A 10,981-nucleotide genomic window follows, 5' to 3' on the forward strand; every position below is an offset into this window, starting at 1 on the left:
AACAAAAACTCCTAAAACATATTCCCTCCTTTTACCATAGTTACAATTATTATCTTCCCGGTGTTAAAATCTGTCAACAATAAATATAACAGGATTCGATAGAACGAAAATTGCCGAAAACTACGTCCAGATGGTATTAGAAAATTATAAGAATGGATCAGAGTCTCGATAACCGCGGCTTCATCTACGTAGATATTCTTGTTCACGACAAAAGGAGCTGTAACCTCTAAAGGTCACTAGCTCCTTGTATTCATGACTTGGTAATATGCGTGATGGTTCCTATGCGCACGAAAACCAGCCTGGGACACTTCGTATAAGCTTCCACACTTCATTCGGTATGCCGATTTTCTGTTGATCCTTTTTTCTGCTGATCCTTTAACGAATAGGGCGTTCGGATATTCATCCTCGCTTGTTATAACTGGAAAAACATCCCGTGGCAGACGGATGTACTAGATCTGAAGCCGCTGTGGTCCAGGCTTGAAGCATTAATCCGAAGTGGCTTCTTGTTCTTTTGGCAGTGGCAAACCCGCTTCAACCAATCGCTTGTTCCGAGCGAAGAATACCGTGAGTACGAGCATAAACAGTCCGGTACCGATCAGCAGCCATTCGATTTTAACCACATCAGCAAGCGGTCCGAATATCAACATCCCGATGGGCATCATGGAAGTCGAGATCATCCCGAAGACACCGAATATACGTCCCAGATAATTTTCGTCCACCTTCTCCTGCAGCATGACGGTCGTCGGCGTATTAAATATAGGCATCGCTACTCCGAACACAGCCATGATGGCTAAGTAAATCCAGAATACAGGTACAATGCCGAGCGCAAAAGTAGACGCGGCCATGATGAAGCTGGCTATAGCCATCGTGTACACTTTATTTTTGAACCCGCCCCATGACGCGATGATCCCTCCTCCTGCCATCATGCCAACGGAAAACGCGATTTCGATTGCCGTTAAGCGCCATACATCGTCACCGAAGCTGCGGGTAACCTGCAGCGGAGTCAGAAAGGCAGCAGGTGCCATGAGCACAAAGAAAAATGCGAAGAAGATAAAAAAGGATTTTAAAAAGGCATGCTGTTTTATATACACCAAGCCCTCCTTGAAGTCGTGCAGGTAGCCTGTACTTTGCGTAACAGATGCCTTTTTGTGCAGCGGAATTTTGAGAAAGACAAACAAGGTAAAGATCGCGATCGCAGCCGTAACGACGTCGATAAAAAAAATCATTTCGATCGTTGCCATGGTAAGCAAAGCCGCGCTGACAATAGGCGCTACGAACATGGTGAGTGCTTGCAGGCTGCCGTTAATACCGTTAACTTTCGTTAGCTTCTCTTGCGGCACAATTTGAGGCAATATCGCCCCGACCACTGGTGTCTGAATGCCTGCCCCGAGTGCACGTACGGCAGAAATGACAAACAGCAGCCAAACCGCTTGGTAGCCAAGCATAAACGTGATGGCCAAAATTAGCGTAACCACCGCGATCATTGCATCCGCAATCATAATGAGCGATTTACGATTGAAGCGGTCCGCCCATACGCCCGCAAACGGCGACAGCAAAAACGTCGGAATGAATCCGCAAATAATATACAGCGTCATCATCATGCCTGACTGCGTAGTCAGCGTGATGTACCACATAATGGCATATTGCACCAAGGCAGAACCAAACAGTGAGAGTGTCTGGCTGCTTAAGAAGAGAATGATATTCCTTTTCCAATGAATTTTCTTATCATCTTCGGTTTCTGACATCATCCCACCCTTTCGTGTATTATCTCACGCGATTTACACTCATTTTAACTTAAAACATCATGTGACATTTCTTCTTAATTGCTCATTATGCGTTATCAGCGATCCATATATCCTACAGAAAATTTCTAAGTTATCCTACAACCGCTTGATGAAAACATGCATCGCTTTATTTGCTGCCGCGCACCACCCTACGTTCCGTCAAAAAGTAGAGCAAGGCCAAGGCCGGAAAAAGAACACCAAGCCACATCGCCGCTTTCCAGCCGCCCATAGCGTATGCCCATCCCCCGGCTGCGGAGCCTATGGCCCCGCCGGCAAAAAAGATCGCCATATACAAGCCGTTCAGCCGGCTCCGTACCTCGGCTCCCAAAGAGAAAATCGCGCGTTGTCCCAACACCAAATTGGCGGACACGCCCATATCCAGCAGGATAGCGGCAAGCACCAGGATCACGATAGAGAGCAGAGAACCGCCAGCAAACACAATCGGCAAAAGTCCCGATAATATCACCAGCACAATCGATATTCCGGTTGCAGGCCGGATCAAGCCATTATCCGCAAAGCGGCCGGCAAGAGGCGCGGCGGCCGCGCCCGATACCCCTGCCAAAGCGAACAACGCAACGCCTGCAGAGGAAAAATGATACAGCGGACTTGTTAATACAAGCGGCACCGTTGTCCAGAACAGACTGAACATCCCGAACAGAAAAGCGTGATACAGCGCCCTGCGACGTAGAATCGGCGTCGTTTTCAGCAGCCGCAGCATGGATGAGATGATGGCCGGATAATGATCGGTCGTTTGCGGCTTCCTTGCCGGCAGTACTTTGATCAAAACCAGAGCCAATACGAAGAGAATGGCGGATGACATCATAAAGATAGCGTGCCAGCCGAAATAATTTTCCACCAAACTCGAAACCGGACGGGCCAGCATGATTCCTAACAGCAGCCCGCTCATGACATTACCGACATTACGTCCTCTCGTCTCCTCCGGAGAGAGATGCGCCGCATAAGGGACCAGGATCTGGGCCGCAACGGACCCCACACCGATAAACAAGGAGGCGGCAAGAAACAGAGCGGCGTTTCGGGCTGCGGCAGCAAAGATTAAGACGATGGCCGTCAGAATCAGCAGCGTAACCACCAGTTTGCGGTTTTCAAGCAGATCTCCCAAAGGAACGATGAACAGCAAGCCGATCCCGTAGCCGATTTGGGTCAGCGTGACGATGACCCCGGCGGCTCCTGAAGATAATCCTATAGATGAGCTTATGGACTCAACCAAAGGCTGCGTATAGTAAAGATTAGCAACGATCAAGCCGCACGCAACAGCAAGAATCAGCATAATCCAGGGCGATGCGGAAATCTCCAATTTTCCCTTTGCATGTTCATTTGCATTCATGAGAAGCACTCCTTTTATAAAAATGTTAGTGTAACAATATCGGAACGTTCGTTCCAATATTGGGGTAAGTTCCCCTCCATTCTTAGTAAGGGGGGATTCAACTGGAACGATTGTTCCAGTATGATGAAAAAAAAAGCTCTACAGCGATTCGATTACGGCTTTCATCATGCCGCGGACCTTATCGCTGTCGCTTTGGATCCTGGCCATCACGTTGATGCTGTGGTTGAGATTAAGCAGCAGGAACGATAACATTTTTATGTCTTTCTCGGGGGAAATTTCGCCCGTTTCCTGGCCCTTTTTTAATTTCTCATAGAACAGCTGCTCCAGCTCCGTAAAGCTTTGGCGAATCGTATTCTGCAAGGGCTCATCCATAGCATCGAGACCCACGGAAGCGTTCGTAATCAGACATCCGTTCGGGTAAGCTTCACCGTGCGTCGCAAACGCGTTCGTGATATGCAGTTCAAAATATTGGCGGATCCCGGTGATCGCAGAAGGGGCATGGTTCATCAGGTCGCGTTTTTTTTGCGACATTTTTTTGTATTGTTGGATGGCCTCAAAGTAAAGCGTCTGTTTATCCTGAAACGTTTCGTACATGCTGGATCTGCTTAATTCCATGGATTGCAATAAATCCGGTATGCTTGCCCCCTCGTACCCTTTTTCCCAAAAAACGATCATCGCTTTGCGAAGCACCTGTTCACGGTCAAATTCTTTGGTCCGTCCCATTCCTACCTCCTCCTTCTCAAGACGAGTATAAACTAATCGGAACGAACATTCCAGTATTTTTTTTTCATACCGTAATTTTCCCCGTACCTCCTTTTGAAGCAAAATAGATAGGGTTTGTCACGGCCGCCATCGACATGCCATCCGCCAGTCCGAATTGCCGCCAAACCTCTGCCCGCAAGAAGCTTCTATGCTTAGCGTCAAACGTCACTCTAACGCCCCCTTCCGAGTCGACAGCAATTTCTTCCTCGAGACCGCGCTCGCTGTACAGGCGAATCAGATCGCCCACCTTTAAATCATCCAGTTGAATGACCACCTCGTGACCGGATTGCTCATATGGCACTTCATCTCCAATCCCGTAATCACCGCATTGAAGGTTGGCAAAAGGGCCGTCAGGAGAATTAGTAATCACGACGCGGCCTTCCTTAATACCGTTCAGGACGCCCTCCACCGTTTTTTCATCGGTCCAGACCCATACGCATGGCATCGCATGCTTCACATAGGAATCCGGTCGATGCACATCGCTTCCGCCTACGGCTACCAGGCGTCTCCCCGCGGCAAGCTGTTCCTGCCACCAGGAAAGCGCGCGTCTGTTGTGCTCTCTCCAAGGCCCGTTCCAAATTTCTACCCCGTCGTAATCCACATCGAAATCCCACTCCCACGGACAGTTATCACAGTGCGTATGGTTCAGCACAATCTGGGCCCCCCGCTCGCGGGCAACTCGAAACTTTTCGTGAACATCGGATATGCCCGATACGCGAAAATCGTCCATGGGGCTCGTCACGCCAAGGAAATTACTATGACCATAATTCGTCGTAAACTCCGTACCCGGTATCATAAGCAACGAGGTACCGCGCGGATAAGCAAGGTTCTGGCTGCTCGTATTATGGTCGGTCATGGCGATAAAATCGCAGCCCAGGCTTTCCATGATGGCGGCATTTTCTTCCAGCGTATAAGAGCCGTCGCTATGAACGCTATGCGTGTGAAGGTCTCCCTTCAACCAGCGCCATGTCTTGTAGGTAAATTCGATTTCGATCGTGACCAAACAACCCTGGGCGGGCACCTTGTAGGCATTATGGAGAATAGCCCATTCTCCTGTGGCCAACCGTCCGGGCAGATAACCCGGAGTGGCAGTATTCGGACCGATATTGAATTCCTGACGAGCCCCTCCGCTCCAGCCCCTTACTATCTCCGCGTCCCGTATTCCTAGATCAATGACCGCTTCGGCGGGGTCGCCGCCTTGAGAATCCACCAGAAAACTTACGTGGATTTCTTCGACATCCGGAGGCATTTGGAACGGAATTTCGATGTACGAGCTTTGTTCCGAATACTCAATGAATCGTTTGAAAACCGATGTGCTGATCTTCCGCTCGAGTTGTGCCATATTGCTTCCTCCTCTTCTCTGCCTATTCTTTATTTGCGCCGACAAACATTCCTTTGACAAAATATTTTTGCACATACGGGTAGATGATGATGAGCGGGAGTAGGGCAATGACAATCCCCGCCATTCGGACATTGGTCGTGATCATGAAATTGCTCGAGGTCGAATCGGTATCGACGATGAGCGATTTCAGCGCGATTTGCAGCGTATATTTGGACGAGTCGTTAATATAGAGCACAGCCGGCGTGAATTGGTTCCAGCGACTGACAAACTCAAACAGCGTGACCGTTGCCAGTCCTGCGCTCGCAAGCGGCAAATACATCGTAAAGAAGATCCGAAGATCCCCCGCTCCATCGATCCGGGCCGATTCCGACATCTCGTAGGGAACGCTCAAAAAGAAATTTCGCATGAGCACGACGCTGAAGCCGGAGACGAAACCCGAAAGTATCAATGAGGACAGCGTGTTAAGGAGTCCTAAATCCTGATTCACGATATACAGCGGGATCATGATCGCCTCGCTTGGAATCATCATCGTCAGCAGGATCGCGGATAACATCCACTTTTTTCCGGGAAGTCCTTTCTGTATCAGGACATAGCCCGCCATGGAACTTAAGAAGACATGACCTAAGGTACCGACAACGGTCACAATGACATTGTTCGTAAAAGGCAAATAAAGCTTCATGCGGTTCCATACGGTGGAGAATCCCTCGAGGCTGAATTCCTTGGGCCAGAGTACGATCCCCGGCTGCATGGAAGCAAAATTGGATGAGAATGCAAGCGCGAGTGTATTTATAAACGGAATAACCATAGTTAAAACGAGCAAAAGGAGGAACAGAACATTGATCGTATCAAACAAACGGCCAGGCAGGCTTATTTTATTCATCGATTTCATATACCGACTCACCCTTCATCGTAGCGGATCACCGCTCTTGTTACATACGTCAGCGTGAATGTTGCCAAAATCACCAGGAAGCCGGCCGCCGTTGCAGGTCCAACGCTAAATTCCAATATCCCTTTTTGATAGGTGTACATCATAATGACGTCAACTTTCTTGGCAATGGCGCCATTACTCATCACGAATATTTGATCGAATAAACGCAGGATACCCAATACATTTAACATGATGACCACCTTCATGGTGGAGCGAAGCATCGGAATGGTGACGTAACGGACCTTCTGCCAACGACTGGCACCGTCCATGCTAGCAGCCTCATACAGCGAGGGATTAATGTTCACGATGGCCGCCAAGTACATAATGCAGGTATACCCCATCTCCTTCCAACCCGAAGTAAGGATCATGACGATGCGGGCATAACGGTCCGAAGACAGGAACCCGACCGACTGACCGCCGAATAGCTGAATGATCTGGTTCACGATGCCTGTATCCGGAGACAACAGCAGAATCCACATCCCGCCTACGACCACCCAAGAGAACAAATGAGGTAAATAGACGATCATCTGGGTCATTTTTTTGAACCAGGCGGAAGCCACTTCATTTAAGGAGAGCGCAAGAATCAGCGGCAAAAAGAAGTTGATGATAAAGCCTCCGGCGCCGATCACAATCGTATTCTGAAAAACTTCCCAAAACACCGGATCCTTCAGTACCCTCAGATAGTTATCGAAACCGATAAAGGGCCGGTCTCCGATCAGCCGGTAATCTTGAAAGCTGATGGCAAGTCCCCGGGCCAGCGGATAAAAGGAAAAGATGAGGAAATAGGCCAGGATGGGAAGCATCATAAAATATAGGGTTTTGTATTTGAATATGGCTTTCACGGAAATTCACCACCATGATCGAAAAATAAAGAGGGTGCGGCGTGATCACCGCCCCCTCCTCTTAAAGCTTTAATCGATATACCCGCCGGCTTTAAGGGCTTCCCGCATTTTCTTTACGGCGTCGGCTGCCGGCATCTCGCCCATGATCGCTTTGAAGGAATGTTCATTGATGATTTTCTCGGCATCCGCCCAATGGGAAGGCGTTAATTCTAAAGCAGCATATTGATCGACGAGCTCCTGCGCTTCCTGCACGCCCGGCAGTTTACCGAAAGGCGCTTCGACGTTACGGTTATACCAGAAAGGAACGCCATGGTCGGAAGCATGCTCTTTGCCGGTTTGCGTCAGCGTATACTTGCCGTTGTCAACCGTGTAATCCACATCCTTGATGCCCAAGCTTCCCAGGTTAATCCCTTCCTCCGAATGCCACCATTCAATGAATTCGAAGGCTGTTTTCGGATGCTCCGCATTCACGGGAATAACCCATACGTCCGGATCGCCCCTGCGCAGCATGTGGTTGCCGTTCGCATCGGCAGCACCAGGCAAGCCCTTCGCTTCGAATTCCGTATTCGGGTCTTGTTCATGACGCGTGTTGTTCAGCATGCCAACCCAAGCGTCCCAATACGTAATCATGCCAACGCGGTCGGCAAGGAACAGGTCGCGCATTTTACCGGTGTCATTCGTGGTGAAGTTCGGATCCAGAATGCCTTCCTCAAACAGCTTGTTCAGCCATTCATAAACCGGGATGGCCGCATCCGTGGAATACGGAACGTCCAGCTTGCCGTCAGCGGTTTCCACATATCGTTGTTTCAGGCCTGCGGCGCTGAAGAAGCCCTGCAGTTCGTACATGCCGGCCGTGCTGAGTCCGTACGTGTCCTTTTTGCCGTTGCCGTCCGGATCTTGTTCGGTGAAAGCTTTGAGGACGTTGTAATAATCGTCCAGCGTTTCAGGCTCGGGCAGATTTAATTTGTCCAGCCAGTCCTTGCGAACGATCGGCATCGTTCCTCCTTGGTACTTGGTGAACACGCCGTAGATCTCGCCATCCTTCGTCTTGACTTGTTCCCACTCCTTGGCCGGAATGACATTGGGATCCGAAAGCACCTTGGAGCCGTTCACTTGATCGGTCAATGGTGTAAGAATTCCTTGATCAATGAAAGTGGACATTTTCTCTTTGCTGATCTGCAGCAGATCGAACTTTTCCCCGGAAGCGATGGCTGCCAGCAGCTTCTGGTCATAGTCAGCCGCTGGCTTGTTCATCGTTACCTTGATGCCGGTTAGACGCTCGATTTCCTGCTCGAACTGCGTATTCTCTTCAGGTGTTTTGCCGCCGATGACACCCGTCATGATTTTGAGCGTACGTTCTTCGGCATTCGATGCAGCTTGGGACGCGGCATTGCCGCCTTCCTGTGTACTACTGCTGCCTGCGTTCGGGGAACAACCCGCAAGCAGCCCGCCGAACAGAGATACAGCCATGATTGCACTCATGATCTTGATTCTTTTTACCAAGCTAACCACTCCTTCATTGTCGTTAAGATAGAAATTTGCAGGATTCCCTCACAACCAGCTGCGCGGGTATGATGATTTGCCTGTGGATACGTTTATCGCTTATTTTCTCGAACAACAGCTTGGCTGCTTCAGCTCCGAGCGTCTCTGCCGACAATTCCACGGATGTCAGCTTTGGATTCATATCCTGAGCCAGAATAGCATCATTGCTGAGAGCGATGACCGATAGCTGTTCGGGCACCTCGATATCCAGCTCCCTGGCAGCCCTCAGCACGCCAAGCGCCACTCGATCCGTATCCGTAATGACTGCTGTATAGTTCATGTTCCCATAGGTGTTCATGATGGACATATATCCGTATTCCGTGCCGTTGGCATGCAGCTTGTGGTCATAGTACACCACATACTCTTCGGGCATCGGCAGCTTGTGTTGGCTATATGCTTCTGCCAAGCCATGTTTTCGATCATAGGACACGGTCATATCGGAGGATGCATTCAGGAAGAGCACGGTTTTATGTCCGCCCCGGAGCAAATAATCTCCGACCTGTTGAGCCACGTTGGTATTGTTGTTATCCACGTAACTGATCGTATCGTCATAAGGGTCCGACCGCCCCACCAGCACTAAAGGAGTGCCCATCATCAGGTACCGTTGAATTCGCAAATCATTTTTTCGCGGGTTGAGCAGAATGACGCCATCGACAGGATCCTGCGAATATAAAGTGGGATCCTCCTGCTCGGGCAAGGTGTCCAGAACTAGGCGGTACCCTTGCTTGGAGCATTCCTTGATGACCCCGTTAATCAGCTGAGTATCGAATGCCGTCATCGTCCCATCAGGCGGGAGAGGTATCTTGAGGCCGATGCTCATCGTCCTCTTGATCGCCAGGCTTCGGGCCAGGTGATTCGGGAAATATCCCAGCTCTTGGGCTACCTCTAGTACCCGTTCCGTCACTTGTTGGCTGATCGGCCTTTTTTTGCTGAACACACTGGACACGGTCCCCTTGGATACTCCAGCCATTCTGGCAACGTCGTCAATGGTAGCCATCTATCGTTGTTCCTTTCTCTAGCAGATTCTGATGGATTGCTGGATCATTAAACCGGTTTAATAACCCTACGTGATTGATTTTAAAAAAGAATAATTGAATAGAATGCAGGTTTATGTTAATTGAAAATTAAATCTTAGGAATGAAATCGTTTCTTTAGGCAAACAAAAAAAGCCGCCTATCAGGCGACTTGGTATGCACGTATATGATAGAGATGCCTTCCCAATTGAGTTCAGTTACCATTAAAGTTTATCCTTCCGGTACATCCCCTAGGCTTTCTTTGAGCGCATCGCTTTACATTGAGCAATGCTTTTATCGTTCATGAGTTTGAGGTATTCGTCTGACTCTACGGCATAGATCGCGACTTTCCCTTCAGCGTCATGATGAATCCCCCAGCCATAGCGCTTGCCTAAGGACGAGGTTCGGAGACAAGGCTGCCCTTTCGAAAAAAACTTCTCGCGTGCGGCTGCTCTTTCCGTTTCCGAGATCTGATTGCGCTCGGCAAACACTTCGAACAACACATCCTCTTGCGTGTATCGGTAAGGGTGGTTCGATAGCATCTCATACTGAATCACCGGTATGGTCTTAGACTCGCCTTTTGCTTTCGGAATTATAGCCGCGCTAGCAGGGCAGTCTTCAGAAACTTGAATAAAGGTATTGTAATAATTCATATCTTTCATAATATAAGAATTACCTCCCGTTCATTTTTAGTTCTCTCTCATCCTGCCCTTTCCATATAAACATAATATCCTCATTTTCTTTGCAGAGATAGTGGTTTTCTCAGGACAACAACTTACGTCGTAACATAAAGTTCTCCCGTCTACATTGCATATTGTTCTCCTTACTAGAGATAACTTTTTGGATTGTAATATAATTTATTGTAGCGCCATTATATAAGACACATAGATGCACGACATGTTTCTTGTATCGCTATATATCCTTTCCAATTTATCTACTTTTGGAAATATTAATATAATCTGAATATTTATCGCCAGGTGCGAAAAATATTTAAATTATAGAGAAACCCATATGGGAAACCAATGATACTTTGGGGCATTTTACGAGATAGAAGCTGTTAGACTAACTACGTGCGGACCGTGATTCCGCTATTTGTAAGCAAAGGTGCTAAATATAAGGTTAAACGGACACAGGTTCCGCTATTGCCTGCATATCACCCCAAAAACTGGAAAAAGCCGAGAATAACGGATCCTGTGTCCGCGAAGTCTTGAATTTGGTACATTTATTCGGAAATAGCGGATCTCCTGTCCGCATACATCTGTTGCACACCTTATACATCTGTTGCACCCTATATACATCAAATGCACACTGCATACTTCAGTGCACACTGCATACATCAGTGCACACTGCCCATCAATTGTCCCTACGTTTGCATTTATTGAATAAGTATTGCCATTACCAGCTCTTTCGTGGAGTTTTTCGA

Annotated in this window: 9 protein-coding genes; all 9 read right to left on the reverse strand. The window is 48.6% G+C overall.

What is annotated here, in order from left to right:
• Positions 1-485 precede the first annotated feature (485 nt).
• The 9 genes from AB4124_RS26320 to AB4124_RS26360 all read right to left on the reverse strand — a co-directional run bounded on the left by AB4124_RS26320 (position 486) and on the right by AB4124_RS26360 (position 10,220).
• The gene (locus tag AB4124_RS26320) at positions 486-1,745 is read right to left on the reverse strand and encodes an MFS transporter (RefSeq protein WP_441974755.1); all 1,260 of its coding nucleotides are present in this window, start codon (positions 1,743-1,745) and stop codon (positions 486-488) included.
• A 166-nt stretch (positions 1,746-1,911) separates the two neighbouring features.
• Positions 1,912-3,129, reverse strand: coding sequence for an MFS transporter (locus AB4124_RS26325; RefSeq protein WP_441974663.1), 1,218 nt, complete (start codon positions 3,127-3,129; stop codon positions 1,912-1,914).
• Positions 3,130-3,267: 138 nt separating this feature from the next.
• Positions 3,268-3,852, reverse strand: coding sequence for a TetR/AcrR family transcriptional regulator (locus AB4124_RS26330; RefSeq protein WP_441974664.1), 585 nt, complete (start codon positions 3,850-3,852; stop codon positions 3,268-3,270).
• Positions 3,853-3,916: 64 nt separating this feature from the next.
• Positions 3,917-5,233 carry a CehA/McbA family metallohydrolase gene (locus tag AB4124_RS26335; RefSeq protein ID WP_441974665.1) on the reverse strand — a complete coding sequence of 439 codons (1,317 nt, stop codon included), beginning with the start codon at positions 5,231-5,233 and terminating at the stop codon, positions 3,917-3,919.
• A gap of 22 nt (positions 5,234-5,255) precedes the next feature.
• The gene (locus AB4124_RS26340; protein ID WP_009592464.1) at positions 5,256-6,122 is read right to left on the reverse strand and encodes a carbohydrate ABC transporter permease; all 867 of its coding nucleotides are present in this window, start codon (positions 6,120-6,122) and stop codon (positions 5,256-5,258) included.
• Positions 6,123-6,130: 8 nt separating this feature from the next.
• Positions 6,131-7,003, reverse strand: a complete 873-nt coding sequence (locus AB4124_RS26345) for an ABC transporter permease subunit (RefSeq protein WP_441974666.1) — start codon at positions 7,001-7,003, stop codon at positions 6,131-6,133.
• A 69-nt stretch (positions 7,004-7,072) separates the two neighbouring features.
• Positions 7,073-8,515, reverse strand: a complete 1,443-nt coding sequence (locus AB4124_RS26350; protein WP_441974667.1) for an extracellular solute-binding protein — start codon at positions 8,513-8,515, stop codon at positions 7,073-7,075.
• A gap of 13 nt (positions 8,516-8,528) precedes the next feature.
• On the reverse strand, positions 8,529-9,542 hold the full coding sequence (locus tag AB4124_RS26355) for a LacI family DNA-binding transcriptional regulator (protein ID WP_441974668.1): 1,014 nt from the start codon (positions 9,540-9,542) through the stop codon (positions 8,529-8,531).
• A gap of 267 nt (positions 9,543-9,809) precedes the next feature.
• Complete coding sequence (locus tag AB4124_RS26360) at positions 9,810-10,220, reverse strand: DUF6157 family protein (protein WP_076321639.1); 411 nt, start codon at positions 10,218-10,220, stop codon at positions 9,810-9,812.
• Between the last annotated feature and the right edge of the window lie 761 nt (positions 10,221-10,981).

Origin of the sequence: Paenibacillus sp. 2KB_20 (assembly GCF_052115765.1) — a bacterium.
In the GTDB taxonomy this organism is placed as follows: domain Bacteria; phylum Bacillota; class Bacilli; order Paenibacillales; family Paenibacillaceae; genus Paenibacillus_AQ.

Coding starts and splice junctions, on each gene's coding strand:
- AB4124_RS26320 (WP_441974755.1), bottom strand. CDS start 1,745: ATGTCAGAAACCGAAGATGATAAGAAAATTCATTGGAAAAGGAATATC.
- AB4124_RS26355 (WP_441974668.1), bottom strand. CDS start 9,542: ATGGCTACCATTGACGACGTTGCCAGAATGGCTGGAGTATCCAAGGGG.
- AB4124_RS26360 (WP_076321639.1), bottom strand. CDS start 10,220: ATGAAAGATATGAATTATTACAATACCTTTATTCAAGTTTCTGAAGAC.
- AB4124_RS26325 (WP_441974663.1), bottom strand. CDS start 3,129: ATGAATGCAAATGAACATGCAAAGGGAAAATTGGAGATTTCCGCATCG.
- AB4124_RS26335 (WP_441974665.1), bottom strand. CDS start 5,233: ATGGCACAACTCGAGCGGAAGATCAGCACATCGGTTTTCAAACGATTC.
- AB4124_RS26340 (WP_009592464.1), bottom strand. CDS start 6,122: ATGAAATCGATGAATAAAATAAGCCTGCCTGGCCGTTTGTTTGATACG.
- AB4124_RS26330 (WP_441974664.1), bottom strand. CDS start 3,852: ATGGGACGGACCAAAGAATTTGACCGTGAACAGGTGCTTCGCAAAGCG.